Raw genomic sequence first — 17,649 nt, 5'->3', positions numbered from 1 at the left:
CACCTGCTCCTCTCACCCGGCGTCGAGCTGATGGTCTGCCCAGACGTACGTCTCGGGGAGCAGGTCGGTGACGGGGACCGCGCGGACGCGGTCCCCGTCACCGACGATCACCTCGATTCCGGGAAAGTAGTCGAGCAGCACCTGGCGGCACCGGCCGCACGGAGGAACGACTCCCCGCTCGCGGTCGCCGACGGCGACGATCGTCTCCAGCTCGTGGGCGCCCTGGGCCGCCGCGGCTCCGATGACGACCAGCTCGGCGCAGGGGCCGCCGGTGAAGTGGTAGGCGTTGACCGCCGTGACGATCCGGCCGTCCCGGTCGCGGGCGGCCGCCGCCACGGTGTGGTTGTCGCCCCGGCACCGGGTACGGGCCACGTGTGCCGCGGCCTCGACGAGTTCGTGGTCGACGGGGTGCGTCTGCGAGGTCATCGTCGCTGCCTTGTCAGGTGTCGGGCGACGTCGGGCGGGGGCCGTCGGTCGGTGTGCGGACGGATACGACGCTCCTACTGTGCGACAGCCCGCCGTCCGCCCCGACAGCAGGTCCCGCAACGTCGCGCTGGAGTGGTCCCAGGACCATGCGGTACGCACCCAGTGGCGGCCCTTCTCGCCCATGGCGCGGGCCCGCCGCGGGTCGCGCAGGAGTCTGATCAGCCGGTCCGCCGTCGCCGCGCCCGAGCCGCCGTGGACGACATGACCCGTCTCGCCGTCTCGCCGTCGCACACCGCGTCCGGGGCGCCGCCCGAGTCGCCCGCGACGACCGGCGGTCCTGGGAGCTGTCCGCCTACCGGATCGCCCAAAAGGTACTGACCAACGCCGCAAGCACGCCCCCGGCGCCCGTACCGTGGTGGAGGTCGACTACGGCGCCGACCGGCTCCTCACCCTCCGCGTCCGCGACGACGGCCCCGGCACGGGGCACGGCCTGACCGGGATGCGGGAGCGGGTCCGGACGGCGGTTTCCTGGTGGAAGTGGAGCTTCCGTGGGGGAGCGGATGTGCCCCGTGGAGCGACGAGCGAGGAGACCCGTGTGATCAGAGCACTGGTCGCCGACGACCAGGCGGTCGTCCGCACCGGCTTCGTGAACCTCCTGGGCATCCAGGAGGACATCGAGGTCGTCGGCGAGGCGGAGGACGGGGCGCAGGCGGTGCGGGTGGCCGACGAGACCCGGCCCGACCTCGTGCTCCTCGACATCCGGATGCCGCAGTTCGGCCTCGACGATTACGTGTACGACGCGCTCGCGGCCGGGGCTGGAGGCTTCCTGCTCAAGGACGCCACCTTCCCCGAACTGCTGCACGCGGTCCGGGTGGTGGCCAGCGGCGACGCCCTGCTCTCGCCCGAGATCACCAAGCGGCTGATCGCGGACTTCGTCCACACCCGCGCCTCACGGCTGCCCGTCCGTCCGGCCGCCGATCTCACGGCCCGGGAGACCGAGGTGCTGACCCACCGATCACACGGTGAAGACCCACATCAACCGGCTGTTCGCCAAGCTGGAGCTGCGCGACCGGGCCCAGGCCGTGATCGTCGCCTACGAACTCGGCCTGGTCCGGGCGGCCCTGGAGTCGGGGGCCCGGCACCGGTAGCCACCGACGCCGGGCCCCGTCATCGTGCCGGCCTGCTCCGGACCCTCAGCCGGAGAAGCCGACGTGCGCGAGCCGCAGCGGGCCGCGCAGCCTGATGCGGAGGTCGTGGACGCCCTCGGCCGCGAAGGCGGCGTGGAGTTCCACGTAGTCGTACGGTCCCGGTGTGGGCGCGTCAGGCGACAGCGCCGTCGTCCACGGGCCCCCGTCGAGGGCGATCTCGACCGTGCCACCGCCACCGCTCCCGCCCGCCACCGCCACCGCCACCCCGGTGACACCGGCGCCGAAGTCGCAGTCGCGGTAGAGCAGTTCGCCCGTCCGTCCGGCGACCGGCGTCACCGCGTCGCCCACGACCCTGGTCCGGTCGACGATCTCCGTGCCGCTCTGCTCGTCGAAGTCGACGGCCTGAACGCCGCGCTGGCCGGCCGGGCGCGGGGTGGCGGGCTCGCCGTCGAGGGTCACGGTCGCCGACAGGCGTACGTCCTCGCTGGAGGCGCCCACCAGCAGGGCGTACGGGCCCGGCTCCAGCCGCCACCGGTCGTGCGCGACGTCCCAGAACGCGAAGGCCGACAGCGGGACCTCGAAGGAGACCTGGGTCGTCGCGCCCGGGGCGAGGGCGAAGCGGCGGTGGGCCAGGAGCTCGCGGCGCGGACGCGGGACCGACGGGGCCTGGGCGCGGGCGTAGAGCTGGGCCACCTCGTCGGCGGTGACGTCGCCGGTGTTGGTGACCGTGAAGGACACGGACACCGCCTCCTCGGTCACCCGTGCAGTGAGGTCCGCGTACCCGAAGGACGCGTAGGAGAGGCCGTGCCCGAACGGGAACAGCGGTGTCCCCTCGAAGTACAGGTAGGTCTGACGGCCGCCGATCACGTCGTAGTCGAGCAGACCGGGCAGGTCGGCGTCGTCGGCGTACCAGGTCTGCGGGAGCCGTCCGGCGGGGGAGACGTCCCCGGCGAGCACGCAGGCCAGCGCGGTGCCGGCCGCCTGGCCGCCGTGCGCGGTCCACAGCACCGCCGGGAGGGTCGCAGGGTCGACCGCGTACGGGTAGGCGGACACCAGCGCCAGCACCGTGTCCGGGTTGGCGGCGCGGGCCGCGCGCAGCAGCCGTTCCTGGTGGGCGGGCAGCCGCAGCGTCGTACGGTCCTCGGTCTCCCGGCCGTTGATGTGCGGGTCGTTGCCCGTGACGACCACGACCACGTCGGCCTCGGCCGCCGCCCGCGTCACGGCGTCCTCGCCGCGCTCGGTGACGACCAGCTCGAAGACGTCCGGACCGCCGCTGGCGTCTTCGGCGGCAACCTTCACGCCGTCGGCGGCGACCCGGACGTGACGACCCGTCCCTGTGTGCTGGAGGAGGTGCCCGTTCCCGTGGGGTTCAAGTCGGAACGTCTCCTGCACGATCCAGCCGCCGGGCTGGTCGGCGGAGGCGCGGACGAAGCCGTCCTCGGCGACCGAGAGGTAGCGGCCGTCGGGGGAGCGCAGGGTCAAGGCGCCCTCGCCCCAGTCGATGAGCGCCAGTTCGGTGCCGGTGGCGTCGGTGGTGAGGGGCGGCAGGTCGGTGCGGCCGACGAGCAGGGCCGGGTCGAGGGCGCCCTCGGCGCCGCGTGCTCCGGCGGGGGAGTCCTCCGCCGGGAGCACGTGCAGGAACGTACCGCCGGCGGTCCGCAGCCGGACCCGGTCCACGCCCTCCGCGAAGCTCACGCGGTCGGCGCCGAACCGCTCGTACAGGCCCTCCAGCGGGGTGGAGCGGTGGATGAGCGTGCCGCTGTACCAGTCGAGCTTGCACTCGTCGGCGAGCAGTCCGACGACGGCGACGCGGGTGTCGGCGGCCAGCGGCAGGACGCCGTCGTTCTTGAGCAGGACGACCGCCTGCTCGGCCGCCTCCCGCGCGAGCGCCCGGTGTTCCGGCGAGTCGAAGAAGTCCCTGGCGGTGTCCGTGACGGCGTACGGATCGTGCTCCGGGTCGAACTCGCCGAGCCGGAGGCGGACCGAAAGCTGCCTGCGCACCGCCGCGTCGACGTCGGCCTCGGTCAGCAGGCCCTGCTCCAGTGCGCCCCGGACCCGCGCGACGGTCTTCGACGGGTCCGTGCCGTGGTCGGTGAAGCTGTCCACCCCGGCCCGCAGCGCGGCGGCGGTCGCCTCCTCGTGGGTGTCGAAGTAGTGCTCGGAGTCGACCAGGTTGGAGGGCGCGCCGGCGTCGGAGCAGACGAGCAGGTCCTCCTCCGTCCACGCGCGCAGGTGCTCCCGCAGATACGGGGAGACGTGGTTGGGGCGGCCGTTGACCAGGTTGTAGGCCGGCATCACCCCGGCCACCGCGCCCGCCCCGACGGTCGCGCGGAAGGCGCGCAGGTCGTACTCGTGCAGGACGCGTGGCCGGACGGACGACGAGCAGGTGTCCCGGTCGGTCTCGTTGTTGTGTGCGAGCCAGTGCTTGAGGACGGGCGCGGTGCGCCAGTACGTCGGATGTTCGCCGCGCAGGCCACGGGTGTAGGCCGTGGCGATGGCCGAGGTGAGCCCCGGGTCCTCGGAGTAGCCCTCCTCGCCCCGGCCCCACAGGGGGTGGCGCAGCAGGTTCACCGTCGGGGACCAGACGTTGAGGCCGACGCGGTCGTCGTGGGCGCGCATCGCCCGCGCCTCCCTGGACACCGCCTCGCCGACCCGGCGCACGAGGTCCTCGTTCCAGGTGGCGCCGATCCCCACGGCCTGCGGGAACACGGTCGCCGGACCCATCCAGGCCACCCCGTGCAGCGCCTCCTGGCCGGTGCGGAAGGCGGCGATGCCGAGGCGCTCGACGGCGGGCGCGTACTGGTGCAGGAACCCGGTCTTCTCGTCGAGCGTGAGCCGCGACAGCAGGTCGTCGACGCGCTTCGCGAACGGCAGGTGCGGATCACGGAAAGGCGGCGTGGGCGGCGTGGATGCGGTCACGTGGGGTTCCCTTTGCGATGGAGCGGCCAGGCGCTTTCGAAGCGCTTCGATGCTCAGTCGCCGCCAGGGTGGGTGTCAAGCCACTTGGGCGCATCACCTCCGACTTCTCTTCGCAACCCGGGTGCCACATGAGCCGGTTCGGCCTGTCCCGTCCACCCCATACCTCGGAGGAATTATGGAGTCGACCCTTGTGCACCCCCAGGCGTTCACTTAACCTCGCAGCACATCGAAGCGCTTCGACGGCGAGGCTCCCGCCCGGCAGCGCACCTGAGGTGCGACGCGAACCGGGGATTCCTCCGAGGACCGCTTCGGGCTCAGCCGGTTCCACTCGAGACACCGCAGCCGACGGCCACCGCCGGGTGTCCCCTGGTGCGCCACGCAGGCATGAAGGCACGCAGGCACGAAGACATGAAGGCACGCAGGCATGAAGGGTTGACGCAAATGACGCCGAACGCCGGCTCCGGTCCCAGCCGGAGAAAGTTCCTCGCCTCCACAGCGGCCGCCACCGCGGCGGTGGCGGGAGGGGTGCCGCTGCTCTCCGCCTGCGGCGGATCCGACGGCGGTTCGCGAGACGGCACCACGTCCGGCAAGGACGCCGAGAAGCTGCTGCCGGCGTACGTGGCCGGCAACGTCGTCACCCCCGACATCCCGAGCAAGAACGGCTCCGCGGTCGGCTTCACCGGCAAGCTCGACCTCGCCGGCCTGAAGACCTCGGTGCCCAAGAAGCTCGGCAAGGGCGGCGAGGTCACCGTCATGTCGCCGTTCTGGGGATCCCCGCCGAAGGACGACAACGCCTACTACCGGGCGATGAACGACCTCATCGGCGTCGACGTGGGCTGGCAGAACCAGGACGGCAACACCTACGACCAGAAACTCGGCGCGGTCCTCGCCTCCAGCGAGGTGCCCGACGTGGTGGTCGTACCCGGCTGGAACATGACCGGCAGGATACCCAGCGCCATCATCGGCAAGTTCGCCGACCTCGGCCCGTACCTGTCCGGCGACGCGGTCAAGGAATACCCGAACCTGGCGGCGATCCCCACCGACGCCTGGCGCCGGTCCATCTTCGGCGGCAAACTGCGCGGCCTGCCGATGCCCTCCTCGTACGTGACCGGCATCGTGCCGCTGTACCGGCAGGACATCTTCGACAAGCGGGGCTACGAAGTCCCCCGGTCCTGCGACGAGTTCATGGCGCTGGCCAAGGACGCCACCAGCGCCAAGGCCAAGCGCTGGGCCTGCCTGGACATGAAGTGGACCGCCTTCAACGCCTTCGGCGTGCTCTCCGGCAACGAGAAGTCCCTCGGCTGGAACCAGGCCGACGGCAAGCTGATCTACCGCATCGAGACCGACGAATACCTCGAGGCCCTGGAGTGGACGCGCAAGCTGTTCGCCGCCGGTGTCGTGCACCCCGACGCCAAGCTGGGCAAGAGCAACGCCGCCGACCCGGGGCCCAAGTTCGCCGCCGGCGAGTTCATCATCTACAACCAGGACTCCTCGCAGTGGTGGAGCCGTACCGCCGAACAAGCCATCCAGAACCCCGAGTTCAAGATCTGGGGCATGGACATCTTCGGCCACGACGGCGGCGACCCCACCCTGTGGGCGCAGAACCCGGCGGGCATCTTCGCCTTCGTCAACAAGAAGGCATCCAAGTCCGTGATCCGCGACGTGCTGGCCGTCGCCAACGTCACCGCCGCGCCGTACGGCACCAAGGAGTACATGGCCACCAACTACGGCGTGGAAGGCACCCACTACACCGTCGAGGACGGGGTGCCCACCAAGACAGAGCAGGGCAACATCGACGTGTTGAACGCCTTCGTGATGGTGGCGAGCCCCGCCGCGACCATCGCCCACCCCGACTTCCCCGAGGTCGCCAAGGGGCAGGTCGAGTGGCAGCAGCGCATGGGTGCCTTCACGAAGAAGCCCACCTTCTACGGCATGCAGATCACCGAGCCCACCCGCTACACCAACCTCTCCAACGACTTCGAGCAGTTGGAGGACGACATCGTCCGCGGCCGCAAGAAGATCGGCGACATGCAGCAGGCCGTCTCCGACTGGAAGAGCAAGGGCGGCGACAAGCTCCGCGACTGGTACAAGAAGCTGCTCGACGAGAATGGCATGGCGGCGGGCTGATTCGGTACCGAGGCAAGGAGAACCGCCGTGTCCCACAGCACGGTGCCTCGGACCAGGGCCGAGGCCGATGCGACGAAGAAGACCCCGGTGGCGTCCGGCGGCGCCACCGGCCCCCGCGGAGGAAGGCCGCACACGCACGCCGGAAAGCTCAGCCTCCGGCTGAGATACCGGCGCGACCGCGTACTCCTGCTGATGACGCTGCCGGCCGTCCTGCTCGTGCTGCTCTTCAACTACCTGCCGATCCTCGGCAACGTCGTCGCCTTCCAGGAGTACGACCCCTACATCAGCGACAACGGGATCGTCTCCATCCTGCACAGCCCCTGGGTGGGCCTGGACAACTTCCAGCGGATCTTCGAGGACTCCGCGTTCTGGAACTCGGTGCGGAACACGCTGGTGCTGTTCGTGCTCCAGCTCGTGCTGTACTTCCCGATCCCCATCGGGCTCGCGCTGCTCATCAACAGCGTGGTCCGGCCCCGGGTACGGGCGATCTCCCAGGCCATCCTCTACCTGCCGCACTTCTTCTCGTGGGTGCTGGTCATCGCCGTCTTCCAGCAGATCTTCGGCGGCGCCGGGCTGCTGTCCCAACTGCTGCGCGACCACGGGTACGACGGGCTCACCCTCATGACCGACCCGGACACCTTCAAGTTCCTGGTCACCGCGCAGAGCGTGTGGAAGGACGCGGGCTGGGGCATCATCGTCTTCCTCGCCGCGCTCGCCTCGGTCAGCCCCGACCTGTACGAGGCCGCCGCGATGGACGGCGCGAACCGCTGGCGCCGCATGTGGCACGTCACGCTGCCCGCGCTGCGCCCCGTGATCGCCCTGCTGCTGGTGCTGCGCGTCGGTGACGCCCTCACCGTCGGCTTCGAACAGATCCTGTTGCAACGCGGCGCCGTCGGACCGGGGGCCGCGGAGGTCCTCGACACCTTCGTGTGGTGGAACGGCGTACGCAACCAGGACTTCGGCTTCGCGGCCGCCGCGGGACTCGTCAAGGGCGTCATCAGTCTCGGCCTGGTCCTGATAGCGAACAAGGTGGCCCACCTCATGGGCGAGCAGGGGGTGTACAAGAAGTGACCGCCGCCCAAGGCGCGACCGCCGTCCAGGACACGACCGCCGTGACCGACGATCCCGCGCGCAAACCCCGCCGGTGGGCGGCCCCGCCCCGGCCCGTGTGGGAGGAGAAACCCAGCCGGACCGGACTCGCCGGCAAGGGACTGGTCCTCCTCCTGGCCTGCTTCGGGATCCTGTTCCCGCTGTGGATCGTCGTCGTCACCAGCCTCGCCTCGCGCAAGGCCATCGACGAGGCCGGCGGGCTGGTGATGATCCCGAAGGACATCACCTTCGTCGCCTACCAGGAGCTGCTCAGCGGCGGCCAGGTCACCCGCGCCGCACTGGTCAGCATCGGCGTCACCCTCGTCGGCACCCTGTTCTCGATGGCGGTGTCCGTGCTGTGCGCCTACGGACTGTCCCGCACCGGCTCCCTCGGCCACCGCTGGATCCTCATGGTGCTGCTCGCCACGATGTTCTTCAGCGCGGGCCTCATCCCCACCTACCTGCTGGTGCAGTCCCTGGGCCTGACCGACAGCTACCTCGCGCTGATCCTGCCCAGCGCGATCAGCGTCTTCAACATCCTGGTACTGCGCGGCTTCTTCATGGGCATCTCGCAGGAGCTGATCGACAGCGCCCGCATCGACGGCGCCGGGGACCTGCGCATCCTGTGGCAGATCGTGCTGCCGCTCTCCCGCGCGGTCGTCGCGGTCATCACGCTGTTCTACGCCGTCGGCTACTGGAGCGCCTGGTTCAACGCCTCCCTGTACCTCAACGACCAGGACATGCTGCCCCTGCAGAACGTCATGATCCAGCTCGTACAGAAGCAGGAGGCTCCCGTCGGCCTCGGCCAGGCGATCAAGACCGGTGAACTGTCCGGACTGGCCGTGCAGATGGCGGTGATGGTCATGGCGCTGCTGCCGGTGGCCGTGCTGTCGCCCTTCGTCCAGCGCCACTTCAAGAAGGGGATGCTCACCGGGGCGGTGAAGGGCTGATGCGACACCGCGGACAGCCGAACCTCGCGGACGCGACCCGCCGGCGCATCCTCTACGGCGGCGACTACAACCCCGAGCAGTGGCCCGAGGAGACCTGGCCCGACGACGTCCGCCTGATGCGGGCCGCCGGCGTCAACTCCGTCACCCTCGGCGTCTTCTCCTGGGCGAAACTCGAACCACGCCCCGGCGTACACGACTTCACCTGGCTCGACCGTCTCATGGACCTGATGCACGAGGGCGGCATCGGCGTCGTCCTCGCCACCCCCACCGCCTCGCCCCCGCCCTGGCTGGGGCACCTGCACCCCGACACCCTGCCCCGCGACGCGGACGGCCGCACCGAGTGGTGGGGCGGCCGGCAGCACTTCTCGCACTCCAGCACCACCTACCGCCGCCACGCCGCCGCCGTCACCGAGGCCCTGGCCGCCCGCTACGCGAGCCACCCCGCCCTGACCATGTGGCACATCAACAACGAGTACTGCACCCACGACCACGGCGACGAGGCCGCCACCCGCTTCCGCCGCTGGCTCCTGGACCGGTACGGCACCCTCGACGCCCTCAACACCGCCTGGGGCACCGCCTTCTGGAGCCAGGGCTACGGCGACTGGGCGGAGGTCTTCCCACCCCGCCACGCCCACTACCTGAAGAACCCCACCCAAGTCCTGGACTTCCGGCGCTTCACCTCCGACATGCTCCTGGAGTGCTACACCGCCGAGCGCGACATCGTCCGCCGCCACACTCCGCACCTCCCGGTCACCACCAACTTCATGCCGCTGTGGTCCGGCCAGGACGCCTGGCGCTGGGCCGAGGAGGAGGACGTCGTCTCCGTCGACCTCTACCCCGACCCGCGCGACCCGTTCGGCGCCCAGGAGGGCGCCCTGATCCAGGACATGACCCGCTCCCAGGCCCGCGGCCCGTGGATGCTCATGGAACAGGCGGCCGGACCCGTCAACTGGCGCGGCGTGAACCACCCCAAGCCGCGCGGCCTGAACCGCCTGTGGTCCCTCCAGGCCGTGGCCCGCGGCGCCGACGCCGTCTGCTACTTCCAGTGGCGGCAGTCGCGGCAGGGCGCCGAGAAGTTCCACTCCGGGATGGTCTCCCACGCGGGGGAGCAGGGCCGCACGTACCAGGAGGTCAAGCAGCTCGGCGCCGACCTCGCGAGGCTGGGCCCGCACGTGGCGGAGAGCACGATCACCGCCGACATCGCCGTCCTGCACGACTGGCACTCCTGGTGGGCCGGCGCCCAGGACGCCCGCCCCTCCCGCCGCTTCGACCACGCCGACGTCCTGCGCGCCTGGCACCGCGCGCTGTGGCGGGCCCACCTCACCACCGACTTCGCCCACCCGGACCACGACCTCACCCCGTACAAGGCCGTCGTCGTCCCCCAGCTCTACGCGCTCACGGACACCGCGATCGACAGACTCCTCGCCTACGTCCACGGCGGCGGCACCCTCGTCTGCGGCTTCCTCACCGGCGTCGCCAACATGGACGACCGCGTCAGACCCGGCGGCATGGACGCCCGACTGCGCGACCTGTTCGGCATCCGCACCCTGCACGAGTGGTGGCCGCTGGAGACGGACGAGAGCGTCGACTGCGACGGCTTCCGGGGCACCCTGTGGTCGGAGGAGATCGAGCCCGACGGCACCGCCGCCGAGACGATCCCCTACAAGGGCGGCGAGCTGGACGGACTCCCCGCCGTCCTGCGCAAGGGCCGCGCCTGGTACCTCTCGACGCTCCCCGAGCCGGAGGCGCTGCGCGACCTGCTCGCCCGCGTCGCCGCCGACGCGGGCGCCCGCCCGGTGCTCGACGGACTCCCGGACGACGTCGAGGCCGTACGCCGCGGCGACCTGCTGTTCCTCCTGCACCACGGCCGCGACCCGGTCACCGTCGACGTCCCGGGCACCCACCGCGACCTGCTGACCGACACGAGGATCACCGACCGCGTCACCCTCGGCCGCTACGACGTGGCGGCCCTCACGGAGCGGCCGTCATGACCGCCACGCCGATGGCCGGCGGGCCTGTGCACGACATGTCCGTGGCTGGCGGGGCGACGCTGGGCGGGTCTGTGTACGGCGTGCCTGTGGCTGGCGGGCTGACGACCGACGGGCCCCGGCAGGACACGCGCACGACCGGTGGGCCCGTGTGCGGCATGTCCGTGACCGGTGGGGCGACGCTGGGTGGGTCTGTGTACGGCGTGCCTGTGACCGGCGGGGCGACGAGCGGTGGGTTCGTGTGCGGCATGTCCGTGACCGGTGGGCCGACGACCGGCGGGCCCCGGCACGAGACGTGCACGACCGGTGGGTCCACGACCGGTGGGCCCGTGTGCGACATGTCCGTGACCGGTGGGCCGACGACCGGCGGGCCCCGGCAGGACACGCGCACGACCGGTGGGTCCACGACCGGCGGGCCCGTGCACGCCATGCCCGTGACCGACACGCCCACGACCGACACGCCCACAACCGGCGGGCCCCTGCACGGCACCTGGGAGGCCGAGCCCGCCACTCGCTGGGAGGACGCCTTCCTGAGCGGCAACGGCCATCACGGCGCCCTCGTGTTCGGCGATCCGAACGCCGACCGGGTCGTCGTTACTCACCACACCCTCGTCCGTCCGGACGGCGACGGCGACGACGAACACCGTCGCCCGCCCCGGCTGGCCGACCGGCTCCCCGCCCTCCAGGACCGCCTGCTGGCCGGCGACACCACCGCCGCCGAGGCCTTCACCGACGGCCGTCCCCTGCAATGGGTACGCCCCTTCCACCCGGCCTTCCAGCTCCGCCTGAACCGGCCCGCGTGCGACGCCCACGCCCCCTACCGCCGCTCCGTCGACTTCACCACCGGCGAGACGACGGCCACCCGCTCCACCTGGACCAGCCGGGTCTTCGTCTCCCGCGCCGACGACGTGATCGTCCAGCACGTCACCGCCCCGGACCTCACCCTCGACCTGTCCCTCGACCCCCGCCTCCCCGGCGCCCCCGCCGGGCTGGGCGTCGGCCACGGCACCGTCCTCACCCCCGAGGGCGCCCTGCTCAGCCTCCGCGCCCGCTACCCCGGCAGCGACCTGGCCTACACCGGCGTCACCCTGATCGCCGTCACCGGCGGCACCACGAGGCTCGTGCCGCCCGGCGTACTCGTCGAGGGCGCCACCGAAGTGCTGCTCCTCACCCGCGTGCGCCGCCACACCGGCGACCTGGACGTGGTCGCCGAGAGCCGCGCCCTGCGAGACCTCCGAGACCTCCGAGGCCTGCACGACCTGCCCGACCTGCCGGACGGGCCGACGTACGACGCGCTCCTCGAACGGCATCTCGCACGCCACCGCACCGCCTACGACCGCGTCACCCTCGACCTCGCCGCCGACCCCGCCGAACGCGCTCTGCCGGGATCGCAACTGCTCACCCGCCCCCGCAGCGCGGCCCTGCTGGAGCGCCTCTTCGCCGCCGGGCGCTACCACCTGCTCTCGGCGAGCGGCCTGCTCCCGCCCCGCCTGACCGGCCTGTGGACCGGCGACTGGAACACCGCCTGGTCAGGTGCCTTCACCACCAACGCCAACCTCAACCTCCAGACCGCCTCCGCCGCTGCGGCCGCCCTCCCCGAGGTCACCGAGGCCCACGCCGCCCTGGTCCACCGGCAGCTCCCGCACTGGCGGGACAACGCCCGCGAGATCTTCGGCACCCGGGGCGTCGTCGCGCCCTCGCACACCGACGGCGAGTCCGGGCACACGTACCATTTCAGCCGCGCATACCCGCTCCACCTCTGGACGGCCGGCGCCGACTGGCTGCTCAAGCCCCTCGTCGACCACGACGAGACCCACGGCGCCCGCGACCCCCGTACCGTCGCCGCACTGGCCGAAGTCGCCCTGTTCTACGAGGACTTCCTCACCCGCACCGACCCGGACGGACACCTGGTGGTCGTCCCCTCGTACTCGCCCGAGAACCGCCCCGCGGGTGGAAGCTGGGGCACCCTCAACGCGGCCATGGACCTCTCCGCCGCCCGGCACGCCCTGCTGACCGCCGCCGACCACCACCCCGAACACGCCGACCGCTGGCGCGCCCTCGCCGCCCGCGTCCGCCCGCACCGGATCAACATCGACGGCGCGCTCGCGGAGTGGGCGTGGCCCGGCCTCAAGGACACCTACGACCACCGCCACCTCAGCCACCTCTACGGCGTCTGGCCGCTCGACGAGATCACCCCGTACGACACCCCCGAGCTCGCCCGGGCCGCCCACCGCGCCCTCGCACTGCGCGGCGCCGAGAACGACTCCGCCCACGGCCACCTCCACCACGCCCTGATCGCGGCCCGGCTCCGGGACGGCGGCCGGGTCGCCCACGCCCTCGCCCAGGTCCTCGACGGCGACTTCTTCCACGCGTCCCTGATGAGCGCGCACTACCCCCACCGAGACGTCTACAACGCGGACGCCGCACACGCCCTCCCGGCCGTCCTGATCGAGATGCTGGTGCAGTCCACCCCCGGCCGCCTCGTCCTGCTGCCCGCCCTCCCCGCGTCCTGCCCGCAGGGCGAACTCAGGGGCGTACGCACCCGGTTCGGTGCCGAACTCGACCTCACCTGGACGCCGGACGGCCGTGCGACGGCCCTCCTGCGTCCACGCCGCACCCACCGCGTGGAACTCCGGACCTCCTCCGGCGCCGAGCCGCTCGACCTCGTCGCCGGAGAGGACCGCGTCATCAGCGTCAAGACGCGGTAGCACCCGCGCACCTCCCCCCCCACCCATGGAAGGAACCGCCATGGCACCACGCACCCGCACCCGCACCCTGACCGCTCTCCTCGCCCCCGCCCTCGCGCTCGGCGCCACCGTCGGTCTCGCCGCCGCGCCCGCGCAGGCCGCCGTCTGGAACTCCTGCGACCAGTGGGGCAACACGACCCTGAACGGCTACACGCTCTACAACAACATCTGGGGCTCCGGCGCCGGCAGCCAGTGCGTCTGGGCCAACTCCGGCACCAACTGGGGCGTCTGGGCCGACCACCCGAACACCGGCGGCATCAAGTCCTACCCGAACGCCAAGAAGGTGATCAACAAGCCGATCACCTCCCTCGGCTCGCTCAGCAGCAGCTACAACGTCACGGTCCCGTCGTCCGGCGCGTACAACACGTCGTACGACATCTGGGACACGGATTACGACTACGAGATCATGCTCTGGGTCAACCACAACGGAGCCGTCGGCCCGCTCGGCATCTCGCAGGGGACGGCCACCCTCGGCGGCCACACCTGGAACGTCTACAAGGGCGACAACGGCGCCAACGAGGTCTTCTCGTTCCTGCGCACCTCGGACTCGGACTCCGGCACGGTGAACATCCTCCCGATCCTGAAATGGATCAAGGACACCAAGGGCTGGATGGGCAACGAGACCATCGGCGACGTGCAGTTCGGCTACGAGATCACCTCGTCCGCCGGCGGTCTGGACTTCCAGACCAACAACCTGACGGTCAGCGCCGGCTGACCCACCGCACCCCAGGGCCGAGGGGCCGGCCCCGCCCGGGACCGGTCCCTTCGCTGACTCCGCTTCCGCTTCCGCGTCCGCGGCCACCGCCCGCCCACGCCGGGCCGGCCGAGCCGACCACCAGCTTGACGGCCGGCCCGGCCGGCTACGACCGGACGGGCGCCGGTCCCGAGCTGGCCCGGACGGTCAGTTCCGGCGCGAGCAGCACGACCTCGTCGCTGCCGCGGCCACCGAGCTTGGCGACAAGCTGCTCCACGGCGTGCCGGCCCATCTCCTGCGCCGGCACGGCGACCGAGGTGAGCCGCACCGAGGCCTGGGTGGCGACCTGATCGGGACAGACCGCGACCACCGACACGTCCTCGGGCACGGCCCGGCCCTGCTGGCGCAGCAGCGCGAGCAGCGGCTCGACCGCCGACTCGTTCTGGACGACGAATCCCGTGGTGTCCGGACGTTCGTCGAAGAGACGGGCGAGCGTCGCGGCCATCGCGTCGTACCCGCCCTCGCAGGGCCGGTGCAGCAGCCGCAGCTCCAGCTCCCGCGCGCGGGTGCGCAGCCCGTCGAGGGTGCGCTCGGCGAAGCCGGTGTGCCGTTCGTAGACCGCGGGAGCCTCGCCGATGACGGCGATGTCGCGGTGCCCCAGCTTCGCCAGATGCTCCACGCACAGCGCCCCGGTCGCCCGGAAGTCCAAGTCGACGCAGGTGAGGCCGGTGGTGTCGGCGGGCAGGCCGATCAGGACGGACGGCTGGTCGGTGCCGCGCAGCAGGGGGAGCCGCTCGTCGTCGAGTTCGACGTCCATGAGGATCATCGCGTCGGCGAGCCCACTGCCGGTGACGCGGCGCACCGCGTCGGGGCCCTCCTCGCCGGTGAGCAGCAGGATGTCGTACCCGTGGGTGCGCGCACTGGTCGCGACCGCGATGGCGATCTCCATCATCACCGGCACGTACATGTCGGTGCGCAGTGGGATCATCAGGGCGATGATGTTCGACCTGCTGCTTGCCAGGGCGCGGGCGCCGGCGTTCGGGTGGTAGCCGAGCTTCCGGATGCTCTCCTCGACCCGCTGCCGGGTGGTGGTGGAGATGGACCGCTTGCCGCTGAGGACATAGCTCACCGTGCTCGCCGAGACTCCGGCGTGCTGGGCGACCTCGGCGAGGGTGACCATCCAGCTTTCCAAGCTTTTGAAGCGCTTCGACAGCGCGCGGGGCGGACAACGGCGGGTGAGAGTAGTCCGACAGTAACCCCAGTGGGGATGGGTGTCCATAGGCTGTCGAAGCGCTTCGACTGCCTTGGGTTCCGCGTGTCCCACTTCCCGTCTCCCCTCCGCAGTATCGGCCGAACGGCCGCACGAAGGGTGGCTGGGTCGCCCGGGATCGGGTACATACGATCGGGTAGCACCGACTAGTAACGTACATCCGCTTGTTCGTGCAGGATGAATCGTGGCGAGGTGAGCCTCATGTCCGCACCAACCACCCCCTCCTCCCGACCCACCGTCACCGAACGTGAGGCCCGACAGGTCGCGGAGGCGGCCCGGGAACAGGACTGGCGCAAGCCCAGCTTCGCCAAGGAGCTGTTCCTCGGCCGCTTCCGCCTCGACCTCCTCCACCCCCACCCGCTCCCGGCCGACGAGGACGTCCAGCGCGGCGAGGAGTTCCTCGCCAAACTGCGCGACTTCTGCGAGACGAAGATCGACGGGGCCGTGATCGAACGCGACGCACGGATCCCCGACGAGGTGATCACCGGGCTGAAGGAGCTGGGCGCCTTCGGCATGAAGATCGACACGAAGTACGGCGGCCTCGGCCTGACCCAGGTCTACTACAACAAGGCCCTCGCCCTGGTCGGGTCCGCGAACCCCTCGATCGGTGCGTTGCTCTCCGCCCACCAGTCGATCGGCGTACCGCAGCCGCTGAAGATGTTCGGCACCCAGGAGCAGAAGGACACGTTCCTGCCGCGCTGCGCCCGCACCGACATCTCGGCGTTCCTGCTGACCGAGCCGGATGTCGGCTCCGACCCGGCGCGCCTGGCCACCACCGCGGTGCCGGAGGGGGACGACTACGTCCTCGACGGAGTGAAGCTGTGGACGACCAACGGCGTCGTCGCCGACCTCCTCGTCGTCATGGCCCGCGTCCCGAAGTCCGAGGACCGCAAGGGCGGCATCACCGCCTTCGTCGTGGAGGCCGGCTCCGAGGGCATCACGGTCGAGAACCGCAACGCCTTCATGGGCCTGCGCGGCCTGGAGAACGGCGTCACCCGCTTCCACCAGGTGCGCGTCCCGGCCGCGAACCGCATCGGCCCCGAGGGCGCCGGCCTCAAGATCGCCCTCACCACCCTCAACACCGGCCGCCTCTCGCTGCCCGCCATGTGCGTCGGCGCCGGCAAGTGGTGCCTGAAGATCGCCCGCGAGTGGTCGGCGGTGCGCGAGCAGTGGGGCAAGCCGGTCGCGCTGCACGAGGCCGTCGGCTCCAAGATCTCCTTCATCGCGGCTACCACCTTCGCGCTCGAAGCCGTCCTGGACCTGTCCTCCCAGATGGCCGACGAGGACCGCAACGACATCCGCATCGAGGCCGCCCTCGCCAAGCTCTACGGCTCCGAGATGGCATGCCTGATGGCCGACGAACTGGTCCAGATCCGCGGCGGCCGGGGCTTCGAGACCGCGGCCTCCCTGGAAGCCCGCGGCGAGCGCGCCGTTCCCGCCGAGCAGATCCTGCGTGACCTGCGCATCAACCGCATCTTCGAGGGCTCCACCGAGATCATGCACCTGCTGATCGCGCGCGAGGCCGTCGACGCCCACCTCTCGGTCGCCGGCGACCTGATCGACCCCGACAAGACCCTGTCCGACAAGGCGAGGGCGGGCGCGCAGGCCGGCGTCTTCTACGCCAAGTGGCTGCCGAAGCTCGTCGCCGGACCGGGACAACTCCCGCGCTCCTACGCCGACTTCCACCCCTCGGGCCACCCCGACCTGTCCGGCCACCTGCGCTACGTCGAACGCACCGCCCGCAAACTCGCCCGCTCCACCTTCTACGCCATGTCCCGCTGGCAGGGCCGGATGGAGACCAAGCAGGGCTTCCTGGGCCGCGTCGTCGACATCGGCGCGGAACTCTTCGCGATGAGCGCCGCGTGCGTGCGCGCCGAGCACCTGCGCACCAGGGACGACCACGGCCGCGAGGCCTACCAGCTCGCCGACGCCTTCTGCCGCCAGGCCCGCATCCGCGTCGAGGAACTCTTCGGCCGGCTGTGGACCAACACCGACGACGTCGACCGCAAGGTCGTCAAGGGCGTGCTGGGCGGCGCGTACGAGTGGCTGGAACAGGGCGTCGTCGACCCGTCGGGCGACGGGCCGTGGATCGCGGACGCGACACCGGGCCCCGCGCGGAGGGAGAACGTGCGTCGTCGCATCGGCTGAGCCCCCGGGGGCGATCCGGTGATCCGGGCGGTCGGGCCGAACCCGGACGGTTCGGATAAACAATGCCGATCCGGACGAACCCGGATCGCCCCACCGGCCCCCCGCCCCACGCGGGACGGCTCACCCCCGACACCGCCCCCGAC

10 protein-coding genes and 2 pseudogenes are annotated in these 17,649 nt (G+C 71.4%); 8 read left to right on the top strand and 4 right to left on the bottom strand.

The window, feature by feature from the left end:
- Window positions 1–12 precede the first annotated feature (12 nt).
- Window positions 13–426 (bottom strand): cytidine deaminase, encoded by a 414-nt coding sequence (locus KUM40_RS01910; RefSeq protein ID WP_217162107.1) that lies wholly within the window; start codon window positions 424–426, stop codon window positions 13–15.
- 102 nt (window positions 427–528) lie between these two features.
- A pseudogene (locus tag KUM40_RS40970) lies at window positions 529–764 on the bottom strand (glycosyltransferase); the annotation flags it as partial.
- A gap of 257 nt (window positions 765–1,021) precedes the next feature.
- Here KUM40_RS40970 and KUM40_RS01900 point away from each other — a divergent pair.
- A pseudogene (locus tag KUM40_RS01900) lies at window positions 1,022–1,574 on the top strand (response regulator).
- Window positions 1,575–1,619: 45 nt separating this feature from the next.
- Here KUM40_RS01900 and KUM40_RS01895 read toward each other — a convergent pair.
- Entirely contained in the window at window positions 1,620–4,493 is a 2,874-nt protein-coding gene (locus tag KUM40_RS01895; RefSeq protein ID WP_217162104.1) for a glycoside hydrolase family 3 C-terminal domain-containing protein, read from the bottom strand.
- A 441-nt stretch (window positions 4,494–4,934) separates the two neighbouring features.
- On the opposite strand from KUM40_RS01895, the gene KUM40_RS01890 reads away from it, so the two are divergent.
- From KUM40_RS01890 to KUM40_RS01865, 6 genes are all read left to right on the top strand, one after another.
- Window positions 4,935–6,620 carry an extracellular solute-binding protein gene (locus KUM40_RS01890; RefSeq protein ID WP_217162102.1) on the top strand — a complete coding sequence of 562 codons (1,686 nt, stop codon included), beginning with the start codon at window positions 4,935–4,937 and terminating at the stop codon, window positions 6,618–6,620.
- Window positions 6,621–6,647: 27 nt separating this feature from the next.
- Window positions 6,648–7,691, top strand: coding sequence for a sugar ABC transporter permease (locus tag KUM40_RS01885; protein WP_217162099.1), 1,044 nt, complete (start codon window positions 6,648–6,650; stop codon window positions 7,689–7,691).
- Between the two features lie 41 nt (window positions 7,692–7,732).
- On the top strand, window positions 7,733–8,659 hold the full coding sequence (locus KUM40_RS01880; RefSeq protein ID WP_217162461.1) for a carbohydrate ABC transporter permease: 927 nt from the start codon (window positions 7,733–7,735) through the stop codon (window positions 8,657–8,659).
- A complete protein-coding gene (locus tag KUM40_RS01875; protein ID WP_217162098.1) occupies window positions 8,659–10,650 on the top strand; it encodes a beta-galactosidase in 1,992 nt (663 codons plus the stop codon). Before KUM40_RS01880 ends, KUM40_RS01875 begins: the two co-directional genes overlap by 1 nt.
- Before the next feature lie 425 nt (window positions 10,651–11,075).
- Window positions 11,076–13,355 carry a glycoside hydrolase N-terminal domain-containing protein gene (locus KUM40_RS01870; protein ID WP_217162095.1) on the top strand — a complete coding sequence of 760 codons (2,280 nt, stop codon included), beginning with the start codon at window positions 11,076–11,078 and terminating at the stop codon, window positions 13,353–13,355.
- 40 nt (window positions 13,356–13,395) lie between these two features.
- Window positions 13,396–14,109 (top strand): hypothetical protein, encoded by a 714-nt coding sequence (locus KUM40_RS01865; RefSeq protein WP_217162094.1) that lies wholly within the window; start codon window positions 13,396–13,398, stop codon window positions 14,107–14,109.
- A gap of 145 nt (window positions 14,110–14,254) precedes the next feature.
- Here KUM40_RS01865 and KUM40_RS01860 read toward each other — a convergent pair whose 3' ends face one another.
- Window positions 14,255–15,268, bottom strand: coding sequence for a LacI family DNA-binding transcriptional regulator (locus KUM40_RS01860; protein ID WP_217162093.1), 1,014 nt, complete (start codon window positions 15,266–15,268; stop codon window positions 14,255–14,257).
- Window positions 15,269–15,559: 291 nt separating this feature from the next.
- On the opposite strand from KUM40_RS01860, the gene KUM40_RS01855 reads away from it, so the two are divergent.
- Window positions 15,560–17,506 (top strand): acyl-CoA dehydrogenase family protein, encoded by a 1,947-nt coding sequence (locus KUM40_RS01855; RefSeq protein WP_217162092.1) that lies wholly within the window; start codon window positions 15,560–15,562, stop codon window positions 17,504–17,506.
- Window positions 17,507–17,649: the final 143 nt, after the last annotated feature.

The sequence above is a fragment of the Streptomyces sp. AC512_CC834 genome (assembly GCF_019049325.1).
GTDB lineage: Bacteria > Actinomycetota > Actinomycetes > Streptomycetales > Streptomycetaceae > Streptomyces.
The sequence above is the reverse complement of the archived record's forward strand: the minus strand, read 5'-3'. Positions and strand labels throughout refer to the sequence as shown.